General features: G+C 40.6%; 19 protein-coding genes and 1 other annotated feature. Of the genes, 8 read left to right on the forward strand and 11 right to left on the reverse strand.

The window, feature by feature from the left end; translation table 11 throughout:
• Window positions 1-17 precede the first annotated feature (17 nt).
• Window positions 18-2036 (reverse strand): methionine--tRNA ligase, encoded by a 2019-nt coding sequence (gene metG, locus BM137_RS06210; protein WP_092480305.1) that lies wholly within the window; start codon window positions 2034-2036, stop codon window positions 18-20.
• 365 nt (window positions 2037-2401) lie between these two features.
• On the opposite strand from metG, the gene BM137_RS06215 reads away from it, so the two are divergent.
• Window positions 2402-2812 (forward strand): hypothetical protein, encoded by a 411-nt coding sequence (locus BM137_RS06215; RefSeq protein WP_092480306.1) that lies wholly within the window; start codon window positions 2402-2404, stop codon window positions 2810-2812.
• 162 nt (window positions 2813-2974) lie between these two features.
• Here BM137_RS06215 and BM137_RS06220 read toward each other — a convergent pair whose 3' ends face one another.
• From BM137_RS06220 to BM137_RS06240, 5 genes are all read right to left on the reverse strand, one after another.
• On the reverse strand, window positions 2975-4570 hold the full coding sequence (locus BM137_RS06220; RefSeq protein ID WP_092480307.1) for a CTP synthase: 1596 nt from the start codon (window positions 4568-4570) through the stop codon (window positions 2975-2977).
• A gap of 177 nt (window positions 4571-4747) precedes the next feature.
• Entirely contained in the window at window positions 4748-5560 is an 813-nt protein-coding gene (locus tag BM137_RS06225) for a carbohydrate ABC transporter permease (RefSeq protein ID WP_092480308.1), read from the reverse strand.
• Between the two features lie 27 nt (window positions 5561-5587).
• The gene (locus tag BM137_RS06230) at window positions 5588-6475 is read right to left on the reverse strand and encodes a carbohydrate ABC transporter permease (RefSeq protein ID WP_092480309.1); all 888 of its coding nucleotides are present in this window, start codon (window positions 6473-6475) and stop codon (window positions 5588-5590) included.
• A 109-nt stretch (window positions 6476-6584) separates the two neighbouring features.
• Window positions 6585-7901: an ABC transporter substrate-binding protein gene (locus BM137_RS06235; RefSeq protein WP_177192516.1), complete on the reverse strand. Its 1317-nt coding sequence runs from the start codon at window positions 7899-7901 to the stop codon at window positions 6585-6587.
• A 323-nt stretch (window positions 7902-8224) separates the two neighbouring features.
• On the reverse strand, window positions 8225-9049 hold the full coding sequence (locus tag BM137_RS06240) for a Cof-type HAD-IIB family hydrolase (RefSeq protein ID WP_092480310.1): 825 nt from the start codon (window positions 9047-9049) through the stop codon (window positions 8225-8227).
• 315 nt (window positions 9050-9364) lie between these two features.
• Between BM137_RS06240 and BM137_RS06245 the strand changes: the two genes are divergently transcribed.
• From BM137_RS06245 to BM137_RS06255, 3 genes are all read left to right on the forward strand, one after another.
• Window positions 9365-10642 carry an ABC transporter substrate-binding protein gene (locus BM137_RS06245; protein ID WP_092480311.1) on the forward strand — a complete coding sequence of 426 codons (1278 nt, stop codon included), beginning with the start codon at window positions 9365-9367 and terminating at the stop codon, window positions 10640-10642.
• A 94-nt stretch (window positions 10643-10736) separates the two neighbouring features.
• On the forward strand, window positions 10737-11603 hold the full coding sequence (locus tag BM137_RS06250; RefSeq protein ID WP_092480312.1) for a carbohydrate ABC transporter permease: 867 nt from the start codon (window positions 10737-10739) through the stop codon (window positions 11601-11603).
• A complete protein-coding gene (locus BM137_RS06255; protein ID WP_092480313.1) occupies window positions 11600-12421 on the forward strand; it encodes a carbohydrate ABC transporter permease in 822 nt (273 codons plus the stop codon). Before BM137_RS06250 ends, BM137_RS06255 begins: the two co-directional genes overlap by 4 nt.
• Window positions 12422-13412: 991 nt before the next feature.
• On the opposite strand, the gene BM137_RS06260 is transcribed toward BM137_RS06255, so the two are convergent.
• On the reverse strand, window positions 13413-14405 hold the full coding sequence (locus tag BM137_RS06260; protein WP_092480314.1) for an MsnO8 family LLM class oxidoreductase: 993 nt from the start codon (window positions 14403-14405) through the stop codon (window positions 13413-13415).
• 237 nt (window positions 14406-14642) lie between these two features.
• Between BM137_RS06260 and BM137_RS06265 the strand changes: the two genes are divergently transcribed.
• Window positions 14643-15281, forward strand: coding sequence for an MBL fold metallo-hydrolase (locus BM137_RS06265; RefSeq protein ID WP_092480315.1), 639 nt, complete (start codon window positions 14643-14645; stop codon window positions 15279-15281).
• 53 nt (window positions 15282-15334) lie between these two features.
• Here BM137_RS06265 and BM137_RS06270 read toward each other — a convergent pair whose 3' ends face one another.
• Genes BM137_RS06270 through BM137_RS06285 form a run of 4 tightly spaced genes read right to left on the reverse strand, consistent with a single transcriptional unit; the run spans window position 15335 to window position 18557 of the window.
• Window positions 15335-16621 (reverse strand): hypothetical protein, encoded by a 1287-nt coding sequence (locus BM137_RS06270; protein WP_092480316.1) that lies wholly within the window; start codon window positions 16619-16621, stop codon window positions 15335-15337.
• A 27-nt stretch (window positions 16622-16648) separates the two neighbouring features.
• The gene (locus BM137_RS06275; RefSeq protein ID WP_092480317.1) at window positions 16649-17482 is read right to left on the reverse strand and encodes a hypothetical protein; all 834 of its coding nucleotides are present in this window, start codon (window positions 17480-17482) and stop codon (window positions 16649-16651) included.
• Window positions 17479-18168 carry an ABC transporter ATP-binding protein gene (locus BM137_RS06280; protein ID WP_092480318.1) on the reverse strand — a complete coding sequence of 230 codons (690 nt, stop codon included), beginning with the start codon at window positions 18166-18168 and terminating at the stop codon, window positions 17479-17481. The genes BM137_RS06275 and BM137_RS06280 overlap by 4 nt, the downstream gene beginning before the upstream one ends.
• Window positions 18165-18557, reverse strand: coding sequence for a GntR family transcriptional regulator (locus BM137_RS06285; protein ID WP_092480319.1), 393 nt, complete (start codon window positions 18555-18557; stop codon window positions 18165-18167). The genes BM137_RS06280 and BM137_RS06285 overlap by 4 nt, the downstream gene beginning before the upstream one ends.
• 228 nt (window positions 18558-18785) lie before the next feature.
• Window positions 18786-19010 (forward strand) — a binding site (T-box leader).
• Window positions 19011-19071: 61 nt separating this feature from the next.
• Here BM137_RS06285 and tyrS point away from each other — a divergent pair.
• The 3 genes from tyrS (at window position 19072) to BM137_RS06300 (ending at window position 22954) form a co-directional block, all read left to right on the forward strand.
• The gene (gene tyrS / locus BM137_RS06290) at window positions 19072-20349 is read left to right on the forward strand and encodes a tyrosine--tRNA ligase (protein ID WP_092480320.1); all 1278 of its coding nucleotides are present in this window, start codon (window positions 19072-19074) and stop codon (window positions 20347-20349) included.
• A 507-nt stretch (window positions 20350-20856) separates the two neighbouring features.
• Complete coding sequence (locus BM137_RS06295) at window positions 20857-21345, forward strand: GNAT family N-acetyltransferase (RefSeq protein WP_092480321.1); 489 nt, start codon at window positions 20857-20859, stop codon at window positions 21343-21345.
• 145 nt (window positions 21346-21490) lie between these two features.
• On the forward strand, window positions 21491-22954 hold the full coding sequence (locus BM137_RS06300; protein ID WP_092480322.1) for an amidase: 1464 nt from the start codon (window positions 21491-21493) through the stop codon (window positions 22952-22954).
• Window positions 22955-23056 lie beyond the last annotated feature (102 nt).

Consider the following 23056-nt stretch of genomic DNA (forward strand, 5'->3'; position numbering starts at 1 on the left):
CTCCACGCTCTGAATCTCTAAGCGACTTCTGATCCGTTCGGCGCGTCTGCTGGTGCTTCGATGATTTTTAGTTCGCCGTCTTTTTCAGCGGATAGGATCATGCCTTGGCTGATTTCGCCGCGCATTTTGCGTGGTTTCAAGTTGGCTACGATAATGACTTTTTTACCGATCAATGCTTCTGGATCTGGATACCATTGTGCAATTCCGGATAGGATTTGACGGTGTCCTTTGTCTCCAGCGTCTAAGCGGAATTTCAAGAGCTTGTCGGCTCCTTCAACTTTTGAGCACTCAATAACTTCTGCTACTTTCAATTCTACTTTTTCAAAAGCATCAAATTTGATCTCTTTATCTTTGATAGAAACCAATTCTGTTTCTTCTGGGTTCCATTCTGCTGCAGCCTCTTCCTCTTCAACAGCAGGAGTTCCGCCAGCCATTTGCTCTTGGATGTAGTTGACTTCTTCTTCCGTTTCCAAACGTGGGAAAATCGGAGTTCCTTTAGCAACCACTTGAGTTTCGATGTTCATTGAACCAAATTCAACGGTCTCCCATGAACCGGCTGCATCTTCCATACCTAGTTGAGTGAAGATCTCTTTTGGAGAATGTGTCATGAATGGTTGTAACAACGTTGCTGTTACGCGCAAGCTTTCTGCCAAATGAACCATGATGTTAGACAACTCTTCCACTTTGCTTTCATCTTTAGCCAGTTTCCAAGGTTCAGTTTCATCAATGTATTTGTTCGCACGAGAAACCAATGTCCAGACATGGCTCAATGCACTGCTGAATTGCATATTGTCCATTTCCATTTGGTATTCTTCAACGACTTTGTCCGCTAGAGCTTTTAAGTCTGCGTCAAATTCCGTTTGAACACCTTTATAAGCCGGCAATTTGCCGCCAATGTATTTGTTGATCATGGCTACAGTACGGTTCAATAAGTTTCCTAAGTCATTTGCCAAATCATAGTTGATTCGTGAAATGTAGTCTTCTGGAGTAAACACTCCGTCACTTCCAAATGGAACTTCACGCATCAAGTAGTAGCGCAATGAATCCAATCCGTAACGTTCAACCAGCATTTCTGGATAAACAACGTTTCCTTTAGATTTAGACATTTTACCGTCTTTCATCAATAACCAGCCGTGTCCGAAGACTTTTTTCGGCAATGGCAAATCTAATGCCATCAACATGATTGGCCAGTAAATCGTATGGAAACGAACGATTTCTTTTCCAACCATATGCACATCTGCAGGCCAGAATTTGTTGAACAGTTCGTCGTCGTCCGTACCGTATCCCATTGCTGTGATGTAATTTGCCAATGCATCGATCCACACGTAGACAACGTGTTTAGGGTTGCTTGGAACTTTTACTCCCCAGCTGAAAGTTGTACGAGAAACTGCTAAGTCTTCCAAACCTGGTTTGATAAAGTTATTGATCATTTCATTTTTACGCGATTCTGGTTGGATGAAATCTGGATGCTCTTCATAGTATTTCAATAAACGGTCAGCGTATTTGCTCATTTTGAAGAAGTAAGATTCTTCTTTGACCAATTCTACCGGATGTCCGCTGTCAGGTGATTTTCCGCCAATGACGTTACCTTCTGCATCACGTTCGACATCTTCTAATTGAGTTTCAGTATAGAATGTTTCGTCCGGAACAGAGTACCAGCCTTCGTATTCGTCCAAATAAATATCGCCTTGCTCCAAGAAACGCTCGAAAATAGCTGCGACAACTTTTTCATGAATCGGATCTGTTGTGCGGATGAATTTATCATTGCTGATGTCCAAGGTTTTCCATAATTTTTGCATTCCTTCAGCCATACCGTCTACGTATTCTTGAGGAGAAACACCTAATTCTTCAGCTTTTTGCTCAATTTTTTGACCGTGCTCGTCGCTTCCTGTCAAATAAAATACGTCATACCCTTTCATACGTTTGTAACGTGCCATAACGTCACATGCAATCGTTGAGTACGCATTTCCAATATGCAATTTTCCACTTGGGTAATAAATCGGGGTCGTAATATAAAATGTTTCTTTATCTGCCACGGGAAATCCTCCTTATAAGTAATCAAATCAATCATTTGTCTTCTTTTATACATTCATTATGGGATTTAAGTTATATCAATAGTTACTTTCTTATAACTGCGTATTTTATGATTTTTTCAAAAATCATTCCTGAATAGTATACCACAGAACTGTAGTGTTATGCGACTTCTTCTTTGATTGTGGCTGCCAGCTTGAGATACTGATTAAGTGATTTTAAGAGACAATTTGATTTGTCGTTTTAATTGTTCTCTTCTATCGTCTACTTCTTCTCATTTATTCAGGCAAACCTTGTACATTGTCATATATGACCCAATACAAAACGTTTGCACTTTTTGGTGCTATAGTTATCCTAAGGGGGAATAAGAATGAAGCGAAAAAGTTTATGGGTTTTTCTTAGTGTATTGATGATAGGACTATTTTTATCCGCTTGTTCAAATGAAGGAGCTTTCAACGACGAATGGCACAGTACAGCTGAAGGTGAAGGAATTTTACTTCAGGCTACTGAACCAGTTACCTTGATGTTTTCTGAACAGGGAATCGAAACAGACTACAGCTATTGGGATCCGGCTAATATCATTGATTTTCCATTTGAAAACGGGAAAGTTTATGAAAATTACGAAGTGCGCCGAAAAGATGATACCATCACGATTGAAGTAGATGAAAAGATTCATTACGAATTGACTGTTTTAGGAAATCGATTGTTCAGGGACGAAGTGAATGCTCTTTTGTTTAAAACAGATGATGCTTTCTTAGATTTAGAACCTATTGAAGAGTAATCAAAAAAGCGAAAGGGGAATAGTTTACGAATATTGAATTCGTAAACGTGCTCAAAAAGGCAGCCCCAACATCCATTTCACAAATAAAGCTCGGTGGTCATCGACCACTCGAGCTTTCTTCATGAATGGATATGGGGCTAAACGCCTTTTTTCACACTCTTGCTATTTTTTCATCGATGCTTCAATCAATCCTAAGAACAATGGGTGTGGTGCATTTGGTCTGGAAAGAAATTCTGGGTGGTATTGGCTGGCAATGAAGTATGGATGATCAGCCAACTCGATCACTTCTACTAAGCGTCCGTCTGGAGATAATCCGGAGAAGACCATCCCTTTATCTTCAAGCACTTGGCGGTAATCGTTTTTGAATTCATAACGATGGCGATGGCGTTCTTCAACCGATTCTTTTTGGTACAACGAACGCGCCAGTGACCCTTCTTTCAACTCACACGGGTACAAGCCTAGACGTTGTGTTCCACCTAAGTCGCCTTGCTCATCTTGATCCGCCATCAAGCTGATGATCGGATGTTCAGCGCCTGGATGTGTTTCTGTAGAATGGGCATTTTTCAATCCAGCCACATTACGGGCAAATTCAATACTTGCCAACTGCATTCCTAAACAGATCCCTAAGAATGGCACTTTGTTTTCACGGGCAAATTGGATCGCTGCGATTTTTCCTTCCAATCCTCTATGACCGAATCCGCCGGGAACTAAAATTCCGTCTGCATCTTTCAATCGTGAGGCCACGTTTTCTGTCGTTACTTCTTCAGAGTTCACCCAATCGATATCGATTTTGTGTTTGGTCTGGTAGCCTGCGTGTTTCAACGATTCAACTACAGATAGATAAGCATCCGGCAACTCTACGTATTTCCCAACGACCGCGATGCGGACTGTGTCTTCCAAATGAGTGATATTGTCTACTAAATGTTCCCAGTGAGCCATATCAGCTTGAGGAGCTTCGATATTTAATTTGCGCAAAATGTTGTCGTCCATTTTTTGTTCTTTCAGCAATAACGGAATTTCATAAATAGAGTTCACGTCTTGGTTTTCAATAATGTCTTCTTCTTCGACATCGCAGAAACTAGCCAGTTTGCTTTTAACAGATTGAGGCAGGTCTTCTTCTGTACGCACGACTAACAAGTTCGGCTGGATACCTAAACTGCGCAATTCTTTCACACTGTGTTGTGTCGGTTTGGTTTTCAATTCCCCTGAAGCTTTCAAATAAGGAACCAATGTCACATGGATATACAGCACGTTGTCACTTCCAGCGTCTTTCCTCATTTGACGTAAAGCTTCTAAGAATGGCAGCGACTCGATATCTCCAACAGTTCCGCCGACTTCCGTGATGACAATATCAGAACCGGTCGACTCTCCGGCACGAACGATCTTATCTTTGATTTCATCGGTGATGTGGGGAATGACTTGGACTGTTCCACCTAAATATTCGCCTTTACGTTCTTTTTGGATCACGGACGAGTAAATTTTACCGGTCGTCAAATTGGAATACTGATTCAAACGAATGTCGATAAAACGCTCATAGTGACCTAAGTCTAGATCCGTTTCTGTACCATCATCCGTTACGAATACTTCTCCGTGTTGATAAGGACTCATTGTTCCTGGATCCACGTTGATGTATGGATCGAATTTTTGGATCGTGACGTTCAGTCCGCGCTCTTTCAATAATTTCCCTAAAGAAGCTGCTACGATACCTTTTCCAATGGAAGAAACGACTCCTCCGGTTACGAATATATATTTTGTCATGATAAATCCCCCTAGTTTGAATATAGAGGAGAAATAAAACAAAAAAATCCCCATTCCATACAATCGGAACAGGGAGTCAAGTTCATTTTATTTTGCTCTCACCAAATAGCGCGAGCCCATTTAAAATCATACTTATTTTCATAGTGAACGTCAAGATTTTTTTTCAAAAATGAGCCGTTACATTTTTAACGACCCTGTCATTCCTTTTACGAAGCCTTTTTGCATAAACAAGAACAATATCAAGGTTGGAATCGTCGCAATGATGATCGCGACCATTTGCGTACCATAATTGGCAACGTATGAAGCGGAAGAAAGACTTGAGATTAGCAACGTCATGGTATATTTGTTTTCCGTTTGCAAGAAAATCAACGGCAATAAGTAACTGTTCCATGAATTCATAAACGCGTAGATCGCTGCGGCTGCGTAAGTCGATTTCATCATCGGAAATACAACTCTGAAGAAGATCTCGTAGTTGCTGGCTCCCTCTATTTTACTGGCGTCAATAATCTCATTTGGAAAAGACTTGAAGTTCTGTCTGAAAAAGAAAATCAAAAACAAGTTATTGATCGCCGGCAAGATGATTGCTAAATGCTGGTTGACCAATTGTAATCCAGCCATCATTTTGAACAGCGGGATCACTAATGACGCCAATGGAATCACCATAAATAAAAGGATGAGTCCATAAATCAACTCGCTGGTCTTGGTGGTGAATTTTTCAAATCCAAAAGCGGCTAATGAAGTGATGATTAGGCTTAAAATGACTGTGACGCCTGATATTTTCAGCGAATTCCACATGATCAGCGGAATATCATAAGCTCCAAACAAATCTTGCAAGTTAACGAATAATTGATCGCCAAAAGTTAATTTCCCTTCCGCTATTTGGTTGGCGGTATTGGTCGCTCCTGCGATCATCCAGTAAAAAGGGAAAATGGAAATAAAGGAACTGATGATCAAAAACGTATACTTTAATAGACTGGTTAATTTTTTCATGTTTCCTCCTCCCTTCGCCGTTATGGGTTATTCTCTATTGGAAATTTTCAGTTGAATAATCGACAAAATAGCGATAATGATGACTAACGCCCAAGATAAAGTAGCTGAATAGCCAAAATTAGATGTGTAAATGAATGAATGATTGTAGATCAATTGGGCTGCTGTCAACGTTTCATTTGAAGGCCCGCCGCCCGTCAAGTTGACGACTTCATCAAACAATTGAATCGTTCCGATCGTTGAAGTGATCGTTGTGAAGACGATGACCGGTTTCAGTTGCGGAATCACAACTTTGAAGAACTTTTGGAATCCGTTGGCTCCATCAATTTCGGCAGCTTCTAAAGTATCATCCGAAATATTTTGCAGACCTGCTAAATAGAAAATCATGTTGTACCCTGTCCAACGCCAGCATAGCGCTATGATGACGGTCACTTTTGCCCAGAAAGGACTGTTCAGCCAATCGATCGGGTTTTGAACAATTCCGATAGCCATTAAGGTATCGTTGACGATTCCGCCCATTTGAAACATCATTTTGAACAATACAGCGTAAGATACTAATGATGTCACACAGGGTAGGAACAGCGCGAGTTTAAAGAACGTCCGCCCTTTCAAATTCGGCGTGTTCAACAAGAACGCCATCAACAATCCTAAAACGACCATGATCGGCACTTGGAAAATCAAAAATGTAAAGTTGTTCATCAGCGCTTTCCAAAATATGTCGTCTTGGAACATGCGCAGATAATTCCCGAATCCAACGAATACGGATTGCAGTCCTTGCATATTATGTAAGGACAGATAAATAGAATACAAAATCGGGTAAAGCAGGAACACGCTGCTTAACACGACGGAAAAGATAATGAATTTCCAGACATCCTGATTTTGCCGGCGTCCACGTTTGTCTTTTGACCGGATTTGCATATCCATCCTCCTTTTGCTGTACGAAATTAGTTTTAATGACACAACAATCAGTGAGGTAAAAGCCCCACTGATTGGCTGTCGACCTATTGATTGATGTTGATGCGTTCAGCTATTGTCCTACTTGCATCGTGTAAGTTTCTTCGGCTTTTTCCAACATTTCGTCTAACGTCATGGAGCCGTCAAAATACCCTTGTAATACAGAGCGCAGTGCATCTACCGCAGCTTGCGTGTTGTTTCCGTAGTCTACACCTGGGATTTCTGCCATCCATTCAGAAAAGTCTTTGTAGATTGGCGCATCATTGAAGAACGGATCTTCAAATTGATAAGCTTCTCCCGTTTGTGAAGGCAAATAGGTTCCTACTGCCCCATTTTCCACTAAGATGTCTTGATAAAACTCGTCGTTTCCGGCAAATTCGGTTTTCATGAAGTCGATTGCCAAGTCTTTATTTGGCGACTCTTCTAGGATGACCCAGCTCGCACCACCTAAGTTAGTGTATGGAGTAGCTGTCTCTACCGTTTCCAATTGAGGAACATTGGTGTAAGCCCATTTGCCCGCTTGATCTTCTGCCGAGCGAATGGTTGCTGAGAACCAGATCGCTGAATTGACTGCAGCAACTTCCCCGCTCGTCACTGCCCCGATTCCTTCTGGAGCAAAGTAGTCCACTGGTTTCGCTAATTCATTTTCTTCAATTTCTTTCAAGATCTCTGCCATTTCACGAACAGCTGGATTGTCTTTCAAATAAATGTCTCCATTTTCATCAAAATACCACAAGCCTGCTGATTGCATCGCCATTTGAATGTAGTGAGTACCTCTGTTTGGAATGAACGCTACGAACCATTTGCCCGTTTTCTCTTTCACATCTTTTCCAATCTGCACAAATTCAGACCACGTTAAATCCTGCATATCTTCTTGTGAGTAGCCCGCTTCTTCTAGATAATCGGTGCGGTAATACAAACCGGCCGAGCCTGAATCGAATGGAAGAGCATATACCCCATCGTCTTTTGTAGCATTATCAACTTTATATTCAGCAAACTGGCTGAAATCGATATCCTCTGACAATTCAGTAAATTTGCCCTCGTAATTCGTAATGTAGTTTTGCACATCGTAATCGTCCATCAAAACGATATCCGGCAGCCCCTCTGAAACGCCTGATGTAAAGCCTGAAACCAATTTCTGTTTGGTATCTTCATTAGACATCTCAACAATATTTATTTTAAATTCTTCGTTTCCATCTTGAACGTAATATTCCCCTGCTTTTTCCATGATTGGAATGTTAAAGTTGGTATCCCAAGCCCAGACAGTCAATGTGTTGTCATCTGCGCTGGCAAAATCTTCTGAACTAGCTTCTTCTCCTCCTCCTGAACAAGCTGCTAGTAAAATTAAACTCAATGTACTCGAAAATAATAGCCCTAATTTCTTTTTCATTTTTTTACCCCCTAGGAAAGATTTTATAGTTGAATGTATGTACTTGAACACATGAAAAATGGTGCGTAGTAATGATGTGAAAAAACGGAGTGCCTTTTACAGCTTTTTCTTAAAAACTAACTGGACTGCAGGCGGTTTCAATGCCTAATTTTATTATAATTTCTTCTCAGAAAAATCCAAATGATTCGCCTCTCATTTCCTCTTCATCATTTGAAATGAAAAAAATAAGACCTCTACGTTAAGAGGCCTGAAACTTATCATTCTTTTATTCTTATTAGATTGACCGTCTATTTATTAGTCAAAAAATCCACGAAAAGCTGTTTCTAAAGCAATCCTAATTTGTCCAAACCTTTATAGATACCGTCGTTCCAAACCGTATCTGTGATCATATCAGCTTTATGCTTCAACTCGTCTCTTCCGTTCCCCATCGCCACACCGATACCTGCTGTTTCAATCATTTCTAAATCATTTAATCCGTCTCCAAAAGCTACTGTTTCTTCAATGCCGATATTTAAGTGTTCAATGATTTTTTGGATCCCGACAGCTTTCGAGCCTCCTCTGCTGATGACATCCATAGAGTAAGGATTAGAACGGGTAAACGTGTATTCCGGAAATTCCTCCTCGTAAAAAGCATCAAAAGATTCGTCTGCATTTAAAATACATTGATACACTTGATGACTTTCGTATTCACTAGGGTCAACCGGTTTGGTAGATAAACGATGATTTACAAACTTCATCGCTTTTCTAGGAGCTAATTTTGACAAAAACGGACGAACGCGCTTAATCAGACCATTATTTGCTAATTTGATCGCTGAGTTGCCCGTGATTTTATCGCTGCCGCAAAACGCAATGCCTTGTTTGTTGTTGTGAGCTTCTTTAGCCAATCGACTCATTGATTCATTGGATAAAGGGCGCTTATAAATGACTTCTCCTTCATAAACTACATGTTGTCCATTAAGAGTAATTATAGTATCAATAGCGAGTTCGTCTGCGATTTCTCGCATCAAAATAGGTGCTCTACCTGTTGAAATAGCAGGGACGATCCCATTATGTTTCAGCTTTTTTATCGCTTTTTTGGTGGAATCTGGAATCGAATTGTTATGCGTGACCAATGTACCATCAATATCAAAGAAAACTATTTTCGCCATTTTATTCTCCTATATGAAAAATTCTTATTGTTTATAGCTGCAATCATTGTAGCGCTACCACCTTTGCAAATCAATAAATTATTTCTCAAATCATATCGTTATGAATACGCCACCAATTTTGTTACTATTTAGGTGTTCATGATGCAACAAAACATCAACTTCGCTTTTCCCCTTCAGGAGTTTAGTTCCATCATTCATTCTACATTTCAACCGGAAGTTGACGTCTGATCCATTTTTTAATGGTTCTTTTGCTGTGTCTGTGAATAATTGTTTCATTTTACTTATTACTTACTTATCACGAGGAGGTTAAACATAATGACAAAGTTAAAAAAACTGGGAATGACTCTTTTATTCACCACAACACTTCTTGCTGCGTGCGGCGGAGGTTCAAATGAATCTGGCGGCGACAGTGAACAAGTAGTGGTAGAATTTTTCAGTCAAAAGCCTGAAATCACTACTCAGCTGCAAGATTTAGTGGATACTTATACAGAACAAAATCCAGATGTTCGTGTGAACATCACTACGGTAGGGAGCGGGGAAGGTTCAGCAGCTCTTCAAGCTAAATTCTCCTCGGGAGATGAACCGGCATTGATGATGCTTGGGGGATTGCCTGAAGTTGAGCGTTATAGCGATTCCTTATTAGATGTTACTGAATTGGAAATGACGGATACTGTTATTGACGGCATGTTGGAAGGCGGTACAATTGATGGCGTTCCATTAGGAGTTCCGATGAATATTGAAGGTTTCGGCTGGATGTACAATAAAGAAATTTTTGAGAAAGCCGGTGTCAATCCAGACGACATCCAAAGCTATGACGATTTTGTAACCGCTGTAGAAACATTGGACAGCCAAAAAGAAGAGTTAGGAATTGATGCTGTTTTTGCTTTTAGCGGGGCAGAAAATTACATCGCTAACCAATTTTCTGCCAACTTTACTTCTCCTGAATACGACAACAGTATTTTAGAAAGTTACAGTGCAACTGAATTGAATTGGGAATACGGCGACCAAATGAAGAAATATACAGACTTATTCAATCAGTATAACGTTCAACCTATTTTAACGATCGATTACAGTCGTTCTGTAGAAGAACTCTTCATCAATGACGCTGTAGCAATGGTCCACCAAGGGAACTGGATCGTTCCTACTTTAAACGGTATTGATCCTGAATTTGCCGCTAATAAAATGGGTATCTTGCCTGTATTTGGTGAAAACGATGAAACAGGTAAAATCATTGCAGGAGCTCCATGGTACATCGGAATCAATAAAAATCTTGACGAAGCTGTTGTAGAAGAAGCTAAAGCATTTATAGACTGGATGTACACTTCTGAAGAAGGAAAAACAGCTATCGTTGAGGAGTTCAACTTCGTTCCAGCTCAAGAGGGATATGAAGTGGACAGCATCAGCGACCCTGTCTCTCAACAAATCTATCAAGCGTTATTAGATGGAGAAACGGGCGCTATGACGCACAAACAATATCCTGACGGCTGGTTCCAACAAGTTCTTTTCCCTGAATACCAAAAATATTTGAACGGCGACATCAGCTGGGAAGATTTTGAAGCCAACACTTCCAAAAGCTTCGCAGATATGCGCTAACTTTCTTCTAACAGATAACGGGAAATAGATCAGCCTTACCGTCTATTTCCTGTGTGTCTGTTTTTTTATCCTAAAGCGAAGGAGCAACATCCATATGAAACGAAAAAACGAGAAATATTTCTATTGGGCCTTTTTATTCCCCAGCATATTAGCTGTATCATTAGTGATCTTCATTCCTTTACTTTATGGAATTTATACTTCATTTACAGATTCCGACGGCTACAACATGGCCTTTACCGGTCTGGAAAATTATCGACGTTTACTTAGCGATGATCAGTTTTTGCATAGCTTATGGTTCACGATTCGATTTGCAGTCGTTTCCGTTATTGGGGTCAACGTGATCGGTTTAGCTATGGCGCTTTTAGTCACACAAAAAACTGGTCGTTTAAGCAATCTTTTCCGTACGATCTTTTTCATGCCTAACTTAGTGGGCGGAATCATTCTAGGATTTATCTGGCAATTCATCTTTGTCAAAGCTTTTGAAGGGATTGCACAATTGACAGGACTGAGTGCTTTCAGCGGTTGGTTAGCAGATACCAGCACAGGTTTTTGGGGTCTGGTCATTGTCTTTTTATGGCAAATGAGCGGGTATATCATGATCATTTATATTTCATTCTTGAACGGTATCCCGGCAGATATCAATGAAGCCGCAGCTATTGATGGAGCAAACACTTGGCAGACTTTTTGGAGAGTCAAACTGCCGATGTTGGCGCCTGCTTTTACTATCAGCCTCTTCTTGACGCTGGCTAATGCTTTTAAAGTTTATGACCAAAACTTAGCGTTAACAAATGGAGCTCCTTTTGGTTCTACTGAAATGGTGGCTATGAACATTTATAATACGGCCTTTTTCCAATACCAGCAAGGATACGCTCAAGCTAAAGGGATTCTTTATCTCTTACTAGTCGCAGCTATTTCATTGACGCAAGTTTACTACACACGAAAGAGAGAAGTTGACCTATGAAATCTGAAAAAATGCATAACTGGTTGATCATCATTTTAGGCGTAGTGGCTTCTCTGACTTGGATCTATCCATTTGTACTGATTTTTATCAACTCATTCAAAACGAGACGAGAAATCTTTACCAACACTCTTTTCTGGCCAAATGAAACCACTACGGAAAATTACCCAAGAGCCTATGAAGATTTAAATTATACTGAAAGTTTCATGAACTCATTAATGATCACAGTAGCCAGTATCATCGTGATCGTACTGTTCTCCTCTATGTCGGCCTATGCGTTGTCTCGCTATCCCGGCAAAATGAGTTCAGTCATCTACTTTATTTGTGCCATCACGATGCTGATCCCTTTTCAATCCTTGATGATTCCTTTAGTCAGCTTATTTGGTCGATTTGATATGCTGAACAGAGTGGGACTGACGTTCATGAACTTAGGATTCGGGTCCAGTATGTCGATCTTTCTGTACTTCGGTGCGCTAAGATCGGTACCAAAATCACTAGACGAAGCAGCTATTTTAGACGGAGCCAATCCGTTCCAAATCTTCTGGCGCGTCGTCTTCCCATTATTGAAGCCGACAACCGTTACCGTCATTATTTTGAACTCTATTCGAATTTGGAATGACTACTTACTGCCTTCATTGGTGATCAATAAAGATGGCATGTATACTATCCCCTTGCAAATGTACTATTTCTTCGGACAATACACGATCCAATGGGAATTAGCGTTGGCCGGATTGGTTCTTGCAATCATCCCGATCATCCTGCTTTACATGTTCTTGCAAAAACACATCATTCAAGGAATTACAGAAGGAGCTACTAAATAATCGGTTTTTAAAAGCCTGCCAAATGCGTCATGATGCATTTGGCAGGCTTTTTTCATTGTTGGTTACTATTTCTTGTGTGACGACAGATTTTTGTGTTGTGTTTTGGCCATGAGCGAGGAAATTTGAAGGCTTATGGCCGAGGAGACAATGCAAATCAGCCATGAGCAGGTAAATTCTGTTCCCCATGGCCGGCATCTCGGCTATTTCCGGCCATGAAGCGAAGGAAAATCCGCCTGATGGCCGAAAAGGTAATCAGCTTTGAATTAACTAGGATAGAAAAAGATAATTACCTAAGAGCGCATCTTTATTAAAGACTTTTATTCAGTGTTTCCTTCTTGTTTAGATCTTGTTTCGGCCATGAGCGAGGCATTTTGAAGGCTCACGGCCGAGGAGTTGACTGAAATCAGCCATGAGCAGGTAAGTTTCCTTCACCATGGCCGACTTCTCGGCCATTTCCGGCCATGAAGCGAAGGAAAGACCTCCTGATGGCCGAAAAGGTAATCAGCTTTGCCTCTTTTATAACAGAAAAAGATAATTGCCTAAGAGCGCATCTTCATTAGAGACTTCTGTTCAGTGTTTGCTTCTTGTTTAGATCTTATTTCGGCCATTTCCGGCCATGAAGTGAAAGAAAAACCGCCTGATGGCCGAAAAGGTAATCAGCTTTGACTCTCTTATAGCAGAAAAAAGATAATTACCTAAGAGCGCATCTTTATTAAAGACTTTTATTCAGTGTTTCCTTCTTGTTTAGATCTTGTTTCGGCCATGAGCGAAGCATTTTGAAGGCTCATGGCCGAGGAGATAACAGAAAACAGCCATGAGCAGGTAAATTCAGTTCACCATGGCCGACACCTCGGCCATTTCCGGCCATGAAGCGAAAGAAAAACCGCCTGATGGCCGAAAAGGTAATCAGCTTTGAATCAGAATACCACCTCATACTCAAAAAAAGCGAAAAGCACGCGGCTCTTCGCTTTTTTTGAGTATTCATTTGCAACTATAGCAATTCTTTCGCTAATAAGCGGTAAGTGTCTAGTCGTTTTTCTTGTGAATGCGGGATGCTGCAGATCATAGCTTCATCGAATCCGTAATGTTCTTGTTGACGTGTCAATTCCGCTGCAACTTCTTTAGCAGATCCTACGATATGTTGCGAACGGCTTTCTAGGATATTCATTCGGTCTACTTCTGTCAGCGGGAAATTTTGCGCTTCTTCCGGAGTCAATATCGGCCCCATTTTTCCTTGAGACATCCATAAGCGAACAATATCTTGCGGCAACGCTTCGTATTCAGCTTCTTCAGTCGTTTCTGCAGCTGTTACCATGTAAGCCACATTGATTTCAGATTTTTCCATGAATGCACTCGGCACAAATGAATTCCGGTATTGGTCTAGAACTCCTTTATCCATGTAGCCAGTAAAGAATTGCGCATATGAGTAGCCGATTCCTCTGCGACCAGCTTGAACAGCACTGCTTCCGCTAGAACCGAGTAGCCATGCCTCTGGTACAACGATTTGACTTGGAGTGGCGATAGTTTTGTTGTACAGCTCATCTTGCGGAACTTCATCATTCAATAATTGCAGAGAAACGTCCAGCTTTTCATACATATTGTCCAGCTGCGGACGATTCCCTTGAGCCAAGGCAAACATAGACGCGTGGTCTCCACCCGGAGCTCTTCCTACTCCGAAATCAATTCTTCCTGGAGCAAAAGCACTCAATGTTTTGAATACTTCAGCCATTTTCAAAGGAGAGTAGTGCATCATCATCGTTCCGCCTGTGCCCAAACGGATGTTTTTCGTTTTAGCCGCCAAATGAGCGATCGTGATCTCCGGAGCAGAACTAGCATAGTTTTCGGTACCATGATGCTCTGCCATCCACATCCGTACATAACCTAATTCGTCAGCTAAAATTGCCAGCTCTTCTGCTTTCAATAAGGCATCTGCAGCTGTATTTCCGTGGGTCACTGGAGCTTGATCTAAAACACTTAATTTCATTAAATATTCCCCTCTCTATCCTTAACAAAAACTTCCTCTTACAAGACATTCACTTTTTTATTATCCTTTTACTAATTCAAAGTAAGTCCTTTTGCAGTTAACTGTAGCACTTTTTTTATTGGATAGAAAGTTTATTGCAAAAATTCTTAGGCATCTCTTATGCAATCTCTCTTTTGTAAGACAACCTCCAGCAAATCCTTTATACTGGAAACAAATGAATTTTAGGAGGCAGGAAGAATGGAATTATATGTAGCAACAGTTGGACAGCTCCAAGAGAATTGTTATTTTTTGGTCGGAGACAATAACCGCGACACCATCATTTTTGATCCAGGGGCAGAACCGGACACATTGAAAAATGTAATCGAAGAAAATGAATTGAATCCTATTGCTATCGTTTTGACGCATGCGCATTACGATCATATTGGAGCTTTGAATGAAATCAGAGATGCTTATGAAATACCGGTGTATCAAAACCCTATTGAAAAAGGATGGCTGGTTGATCCCGCTCAAAATGGTTCAGGGAATCATCCTGGCATGGAGAATATTGCCAGCACTCAACCAGCAGATGTATATTTGGAAGAAATGGGTCCTTATTCTATCGGCGAATTCCACTTTGACATGCAGCACATTCCAGGTCATTCACCAGGCAGTACAGTATTCATTTTTAAAGATAGTCGCTTTGCGATCGTTGGAGACGTGATCTTTAAAGGCAGCGTAGGAAGAAGTGATTTCCCTTATGGCGACCACGAAAGTTTGATCGCTGGAATCCACAAACATATTGCGCCATTGCCCGGAGACACAGTTTTATTCCCTGGCCACGGGGATGCTACGACTGTAAAAGACGAACTGAATACCAACCCATTTTTGACTCATTAAAACGCAAAAAACAGCTTTCTACAAAAAGTAGAGAGCTGTTTTTGATTGCAGAACTAGAACATAAACGAGTCGATAGTCAAAGTGACATCTTTAAAGACATCGTTCATTTTCTCACTGTTTTTAATCGTTCCGTCGTATAAGACTTGGCCGCTTTCCAGGTCAGCGACGACTATGCCGACATCATGTCTAGCTTTGTCTTTCAGTGTGCTGACATAGCAAATTTGATTTCCCTTGATAGAGACTAATGGAGTGGCGTAGCCTTCAGGATTGTTTAGGAAGTTCTCCATCACTTCACTTGGTAATTCTATAAGTTGAGCTTGTTCCATAGTATTTTCTTCTATATTAAATCTATTCATCTCAAAGCCATTTTCTTTGAGCGTAGTGTAGTAAATATATTCGTCTTGTACGTTTGTTACCAATGGATACATCGACTCAGACCAGCCTTTGAACTCATTTGGAACAGCTAGTTCTGATACTTCACTTGTTTCTACATTGTAAGCCATCATTGTAATGTCTTCTGGGTTGATCTCTACTCCGGATTCAGTAGTCTCTGGTTGTACAGTAGGGTTTGATGAAATAATAATATAGGGTTCTGGCGTCATTTCACTGTTCGTTGAGCCAATATTAACAATATAAGACGTATAATCCATATCGTCATCGCTAGATGGTGCTAGAATCAAGTCTTCTACGATCTTTTGACTGTCTAAATCGATTTTATAAACGTGCAATTCTGTGATGGGTTGATATAATTCTGTCTCCCCTTCGATGTAGTTTGTTGTAAACACATGCAAAATGTTCCCGCTTTTTTGCACATCTTCTACGTAAAAACTATCGTAGTTTTTATAATCAGGAACTTCCACTTCAAAGTTTGTCTCTTCTTCTGTTTTTTTGTCTAGTACTGCTATCTCTAATTTGTCATGGATCTCCTCATAATCGTCGACCACAGTATAGAAGTTGTTGGCGTAAGTAATAAAGTCCTCATCTTCATGATACTGGAACATATTCCAGGTTTTCTCTCTGAAAAACCCACGGTGCTCGCGATATAATTTCTGAACGGAAAAATCATGTTGGTGCGTCATATCTAATTGTTGGGTAAACGGAACATCTTTGTTTCCGATTGTTCCTTCTGTTTTAATTTGAAACATATCGCCATAATCGCTATTTTCATCAAATGTACTCGCAGCCAGAACCAAGTCTTTGATAACAGCCTCGTCTCCAGAACGTGTCTCAATAGAGTATTGAGGATAACTATTTTCAGCAGAAACGGTCACAAGATAAAAAGTGCTGATGCTGATTACGCTGAATACTATTAAAGTGATTAATTTCCAATACTTTTTCATTTTTTACTCCCCCGTGTGTAGTTTGTTTTAAACCGTTACTTTTTTATTTAATAATCTATGGCTGATCCAAATCGAAAGGGTACTTGCCACAACCGTTAATACTAATGAAATCAAGAAGATTTCGCTGGCAAACAGGTACAACATAACATTGTAAAATTGCATGAAATAAACAGCGGAAAAGATCAATTGAACAAATGTTGCATAAGCAACGCCTATGATAAGTCCTTTGATTTTGTAACTTCTCTCAAAAAGAACGACTGTGGAAACTACTAAAAGTCCCAGTAATCCTTTACTGTATCTCGAGATAAATACAAGTCCTGAAGTCGGGTAAAACATCATTAAATAATAAGAGCTTTGAATCATTTGATTCAGGTTGGAATAATTGAAATAAGCTGTTGGAAGAAGCATTTGGAAAAGGCTGTTTTCTATATACAGCAGTACTAATTGCAAAGCAATCAATCCAATGACCATTAAAAAGATCGTTGTTACTTTAGAGAATAAGATGTTCAACCGTTGCGTCGGCAACATCAACAAACGGTAGATGAAAGTATTTTTCCCCAGCCAATCTCGGTACCAAATGAATACACTATAAAGCATCAATACCGCTCCGCAAAACATGATCGGACCTAAAAACCATAAGCTGTTTACGAAATCGGTCATCCCCATTTTCCCAATATTCGCAATAATCTCACTATCGTTGACTATTCCTGATTGTTTCTGCTCGCTGACAGATCTTAGATAGCCATTTGTCGTAACAAATACACCAATCAATTGAATAAGTGCTGTTAATACAGCTAATGTTGCATAAATTGGAGCAAAACGGTTGAATTCAAACCGAACTAATTTGACAAAATTTTTCATGGTTGGTACACCTCTCTCATGACATCTACAACTGATTTACCACTCTCTTCACGCATCTCTTCTGCATTGAATTCGGTAACGACTTTCCCGTTCTCAATCAAAACAGCTTTGTCGATCAAATGTTCAATGTCGCTGATTTCATGAGTGGTGATCAAAACGCCTCTATTTTCAACTAAATTGCTGGTAAATACGGATGCTATTTGTTCTCGGCTGAAAATATCGATTCCTGAAAAAGGCTCGTCCATCAGTAAGTAATCCACATCCAGAGCCAATCCCAAAACCATATTTACTTTCATCGTATTTCCTTTAGATAACTGAGAAATTTTATCTCTGGAACTCAATTTGAAAAAGTTCAACAATTCTGTTGCTCTTTCCTGATTCCAAGAGATATAGAACTCAGCCATAAACTCCATTGCCCCTTGAATTGTCATAGAAGGCATCATCGTGATCGCATCTGGAATGAACGCAATTGTTTCGTAGGTCTCTCTATCCAGCGCTTTTCCATCAATAAAAATTTCTCCTTTTTCTAAAGGAGTCAAATTCATGATCGCTTTTAATATCGTCGTTTTCCCTGAACCATTTGTTCCGATCAAACAAGTGATTTCTCCTTTATTTGCCGTAAAAGAGATTCCGTTCAACACTTTTTTTCGTTTGTATTTTTTCTCTAACTGTCTGACTTCGATCATTCGTTGTCGCCTCCGTTTTGACTGGCTTCCAGTAGATATTGTTCTTCTACTTTGTCTTGTATTTCTTTCAAAGTAACTCCGATTGGCTTAACAGCCGCAATAAAGTGTTCTACCGCATCCAACATCAGCTCAGACCGGACTTGACCCAAAATAGATTGATCTTCTGTGACTCTGCTTGGCATATTTCCTTCTGTATACAACAAGTTTTCTTCCTCCATTCGTTTGAAAGCCCTCTGAACTGTGTTGGGATTGATCCCTAATGTGTTAGCTAATTCTCTTCTGGACGGCATTTCCTCTCCAGGCTGCAATTCGCCTGAGGCTACTTTTTCTTTGAAATTACGAACCACTTGCAAATAGACCGGTTCTCTTTGATTGAACATCTCTGACATGGTTTCAGTCCCTTCTTTTTCTGTATTAACCTCTTAATACACCATAATTAAAGTAGTGTACTACTCACTTAATACACCTCTTGATGTGTATTATATGCTTAGTACACTAAAACTGTCAACAAGTTATTTTACTTTTTCTGCAATTGACATTTTGAGGGTAATTTTCTATACTGAACTTAACTCTTGTAGTTATAAATTTATAAGTTTATAACTCTCTTAAATATTCTAACTTTTGCGATGAAGGAATACAGTAGAAGTATTGTCCCTGTTTTATAGAGAGCTGATGGTCGCTGCAAATCAGCACACACAATACATCGAATTACACTCTGGAGCAACTTGATTAACCTCAAGCGCGATACTGGCGATACTAGTACTGAAGAGGCAGCGAACTCCTATAAAGGAAGTTTGTTTGCAAATTGGGTGGTACCACGGAAACTAACATTCGTCCCGATGAAAAGACACGTTCTTTTCATCGGGTTTTTTTGTGCAAAAAAATAGAAAAGGGGCAAACAACATGAACATTATTGATGAATTAGAATGGCGCGGAGCCATCAACCAACAAACTGATGAGGCTGGATTGCGCGAATTGATCTCAGAAAAAGAAATCGGTGTCTACTGCGGAATCGATCCAACTGGGGACAGTATGCATATTGGTCACTTGATTCCTTTTATGGTCTTGAAACGATTCCAATTAGCTGGACATAAACCAGTTATTTTAGTCGGTGGAGCTACAGGTTCTATTGGAGACCCAAGTGGGAAATCTGAAGAACGCGTTTTACAATCTGCTGAACAAGTTGAAGAAAATATCCAAAAACTAACAGCTCAAGTCCAAAAATTATTTGATGCCGGGAAAGACGAGAAATCGATTCGTTTAGTTAACAACTTGGAATGGACAGGCGAATTGACACTATTGGACTTCTTGCGCAATGTCGGAAAAAGTTTCAACGTCAACACAATGCTGTCTAAAGACATCGTTGCAAGCCGTTTAGAAACTGGAATCTCGTTTACTGAATTCACTTACCAAATCTTGCAATCCATCGACTTCTTACATTTATACCGCAATGAAGATGTTCAATTACAAGTAGGTGGGGCTGATCAATGGGGAAACATTACCGCTGGTCTAGAATTCATTCGTAAACAAGAAAGTGCTGAAGCTAAAGCATTCGGATTGACAATTCCATTGTTGTTGAAAGCTGACGGAACCAAATTTGGTAAAACAGCCGGCGGAGCAATCTGGTTGGACGCTGAAAAAACAACTCCTTACGAATTCTACCAATTCTGGTTGAACCAAGATGACCGTGACGTAGTTCGCTACTTGAAATACTTCACTTTCTTGAGCCAAGACGACATCAATGAGTTGGCTGAACAAGTAGAAACTGAACCGCATAAACGTGCTGCTCAAAAAACATTGGCACGTGAAATGACTTTATTCGTTCATGGTGAAGAAGCTTTAGCAGACGCTGAAAAAATCACTGCTGCTTTATTCTCAGGCGAAGTAAAAGAATTAACTGCTAAGCAAATCGAAGAAGGCTTCAAAAACATGCCGACTTTCGAAGCACCAAAAGAAGAACGCAACATCGTAGAATGGTTAGTTAACGTTGTCGGCATCGAACCATCAAGACGCCAAGCCCGTGAAGACATCAAAAACGGTGCCATCTCCATCAACGGCGAAAAAGAAACCGATGTAGAAGCCATCATCAAACCAGAAAACTCATTCGAAGAACGCTTCATCCTAGTCCGAAAAGGCAAGAAAAAATACTTCTTGGTAAAACTAGTAGAGAGCGGAGAATAGCGTTTAGCCTATCGAATAGAAGAAAAGATCAACTGACAGGTGCTTTTCACCTGACAGTTGATCTTGGCTTATAGGCGTATAGGCTGCTTTTCGCAGCTCGTTTTAAAGCAGAGAGCGGAACAGAGCGTTAAGGATTCCGTAGAGTTCGAATTTCACCTTTTCATTGGGTGCTTTTCCCGATAAAAAGGTGAAATCGAAATCATAGGAAGCCTGCTCTGTGCAGCTCATTTTAGAGCAGAGAGCGGAGAAAAGCGTCTAGCATCGAATAGAAAAATTAGCTGCTACTCTCACAATTCCAATTTTTGGGATTAAAAACGAGGAAGCAGCTACTTTTATAGGTTTTTGGTGATAAAAAGGTCTCTCACTCACAAGTCCAGAGGCTTGCGCTCCATTATTGTAAGTGAGACGGCCTCTCTCTAACAAGTTTCTCCTGTTTTCACCAGATTTTGTTAGTCAGACAATAAAACATTCATTCCCTACCCAACTTTTAAAGGAGATGATTACCATATGATTCAAATCAAAACAGCTCAACCTGCTGATGCGCATGCATTAGCTGAGCTAGCTCGTATCATTTGGAAAGAGCACTATACTTCTATTCTTGGAGAAGAACAAGTTCATTACATGTTGGAGACGATACAGTCCGAACCAGCTATCCAACAAGATCTTGAAAAGGGAAAAATCTATTGGTTGGTTCAGGAAGATGGTCAAGATGTTGGTTATGTCAGTTACGAATTCGAGGAAAACACTCTTTTCTTGAGCAAATTCTATCTGACAGAAGCTGCTCGCGGTAAAGGTTTGGGGCGTTTTTTATTTGAAAAGCTGAAGGAAGTTGCGGCAGATCAGAGTAAACAGTCGATTGAATTGACGGTCAATAAATACAACGCTCCTACAATAAAGGCGTACCAAAAAATGGGCTTCGAACAAATTCGAGAACAAGTCGCAGACATTGGGAATGGTTTTGTGATGGACGATTATGTTTTTAGGTATAGTCTTTAAAAACAACTTTGCTTATTTAGTGGATATCTGCAGCTGCAAGCGGCTGGATATCCACTTTTTTTGACTCATTTTTTGCCCTGTACGTTCTTTTCTCAAATCAGGAATGCTACACTAAACAAGAATAATTTCAGAAAAGAGGGATTTTGTGAGCATTCTTAATCGTGAAGAAGATGGTTTATTTTACGCAGAACAATTACAAAACAAGGTCATTTCTCCAAAAGAATTGGTAGAACAATCTTTTCAAGTCATCGAAAAAGAAAATCCAGCATTAAATGCTGTGATTCATCAACGCAAAGAAAAAGCGTTAAAAGAAGCGGAAGAACGAGACTTCAGCGGTAAACCGTTTGGCGGCATCCCAATCCTGGTGAAAGGGTTGGGGCAATCTTTAGCTGGCGAACCTCATACATCAGGGTCTAGTTTGCTGAAAAATTCTGTGGCTGCTCAAACGAGCCACTTCACTCAAGCTTTGATTAACGCAGGGTTTATCGTAATTGGACAAACCAATGTACCAGAGTTCGGATTTAAAAACATCACTGAACCAGAACTGTATGGACCTTCACGCAATCCTTGGAATACTGATTACTCTCCAGGCGGGTCTAGTGGTGGAGCGGCGGCGGCTGTGACTTCGGGTATGGTGCCGATTGCCGGTGCCAGCGACGGAGGCGGGTCCATTCGGATTCCAGCTTCTTTTACTGGATTGGTCGGCTTGAAGCCTACACGTGGACGAACGCCCATCGGTCCCGGATCTGGTCGAAATTGGCAAGGTGCTTCGATTAGCTTTGCACTGACCAAATCGATCAGAGATACTGCCGCTATGATGGATGTACTGCAAACTATCCAACCGGCCGCAGCTTTCCAGACTCCTCTTTTTGCTGAAGGATACATGAATCATTTGCACTATGCACCTAAAAAAACGTTTAGGATCGCTTACTCTCTGGAATCTCCTGTACTTTCCAAAGTCAGCGAAGAAGCGCAACAGGCAGTTTTGAAAACCGTTGAATGGTTAAGAGCTCAAGGGCATTCAGTTGTTGAAAAAACACCTGAGATCGACGGGGTACATTTGATGAAGAGCTATTACGTCATGAACTCGGGCGAAACAACAGCAATGATGGAAAATATCGAGTCCGCCCTTCAGCGCAAATTGACCATCAACGATATGGAATTGGTCACATGGGTTTTATACAATGCCGGAAAAACCATTTCTGCTGCTGCTTACTCTAACACATTAAGCACTTGGGACCAAGCTGCTGAAGTCATGGCGAATTTTAATGAGTCATTTGATTTATTCTTGACACCTGCCACAGCTGACAGCGCTCCAAAAGTCGGGACAGACTGGCAAGATGAAGCAATGTTGGAACGCATGCGCAATATCACTGAAGTCGACTCCACAGAGCAGCAGCAAGTTGTCTGGGACATGTTTAGTGAAAGCTTGCCGATCACGCCGTTTGGTATGCAAGCCAACTTAACTGGACAGCCTTCGATTAGTTTGCCGGTCCATTTGACCAAAGACGGTCTGCCGCTTGGCGTACAATTCACTGCTCCTAAAGGCAGAGAAGAATGGCTTTTGGCGATTGGGCGCGACATGGAAGCCGATGGACAGTTTATTTAATAAAAAATCTAGGCCGCAAACGTATATCAACGTTTGCGGCCTAGATTTTTTCTCTTTGAAATGGATCTATTAGTCAACTGAAGTATGAAATCAGCTTCACTT

The organism is Desemzia incerta, from assembly GCF_900115825.1.
Taxonomy (GTDB): domain Bacteria; phylum Bacillota; class Bacilli; order Lactobacillales; family Carnobacteriaceae; genus Desemzia; species Desemzia incerta.

Excerpts from the sequence above, each read along its gene's own strand:
- BM137_RS06215 (WP_092480306.1), top strand. The coding sequence starts at position 2,402 with ATGAAGCGAAAAAGTTTATGGGTTTTTCTTAGTGTATTGATGATAGGA.
- BM137_RS06220 (WP_092480307.1), bottom strand. The coding sequence starts at position 4,570 with ATGACAAAATATATATTCGTAACCGGAGGAGTCGTTTCTTCCATTGGA.
- BM137_RS06225 (WP_092480308.1), bottom strand. The coding sequence starts at position 5,560 with ATGAAAAAATTAACCAGTCTATTAAAGTATACGTTTTTGATCATCAGT.
- BM137_RS06230 (WP_092480309.1), bottom strand. The coding sequence starts at position 6,475 with ATGCAAATCCGGTCAAAAGACAAACGTGGACGCCGGCAAAATCAGGAT.
- BM137_RS06235 (WP_177192516.1), bottom strand. The coding sequence starts at position 7,901 with ATGAAAAAGAAATTAGGGCTATTATTTTCGAGTACATTGAGTTTAATT.
- BM137_RS06240 (WP_092480310.1), bottom strand. The coding sequence starts at position 9,049 with ATGGCGAAAATAGTTTTCTTTGATATTGATGGTACATTGGTCACGCAT.
- BM137_RS06245 (WP_092480311.1), top strand. The coding sequence starts at position 9,365 with ATGACAAAGTTAAAAAAACTGGGAATGACTCTTTTATTCACCACAACA.
- BM137_RS06250 (WP_092480312.1), top strand. The coding sequence starts at position 10,737 with ATGAAACGAAAAAACGAGAAATATTTCTATTGGGCCTTTTTATTCCCC.
- BM137_RS06255 (WP_092480313.1), top strand. The coding sequence starts at position 11,600 with ATGAAATCTGAAAAAATGCATAACTGGTTGATCATCATTTTAGGCGTA.
- BM137_RS06260 (WP_092480314.1), bottom strand. The coding sequence starts at position 14,405 with ATGAAATTAAGTGTTTTAGATCAAGCTCCAGTGACCCACGGAAATACA.
- BM137_RS06265 (WP_092480315.1), top strand. The coding sequence starts at position 14,643 with ATGGAATTATATGTAGCAACAGTTGGACAGCTCCAAGAGAATTGTTAT.
- BM137_RS06270 (WP_092480316.1), bottom strand. The coding sequence starts at position 16,621 with ATGAAAAAGTATTGGAAATTAATCACTTTAATAGTATTCAGCGTAATC.
- BM137_RS06275 (WP_092480317.1), bottom strand. The coding sequence starts at position 17,482 with ATGAAAAATTTTGTCAAATTAGTTCGGTTTGAATTCAACCGTTTTGCT.
- BM137_RS06280 (WP_092480318.1), bottom strand. The coding sequence starts at position 18,168 with ATGATCGAAGTCAGACAGTTAGAGAAAAAATACAAACGAAAAAAAGTG.
- BM137_RS06285 (WP_092480319.1), bottom strand. The coding sequence starts at position 18,557 with ATGTCAGAGATGTTCAATCAAAGAGAACCGGTCTATTTGCAAGTGGTT.
- tyrS (WP_092480320.1), top strand. The coding sequence starts at position 19,072 with ATGAACATTATTGATGAATTAGAATGGCGCGGAGCCATCAACCAACAA.
- BM137_RS06295 (WP_092480321.1), top strand. The coding sequence starts at position 20,857 with ATGATTCAAATCAAAACAGCTCAACCTGCTGATGCGCATGCATTAGCT.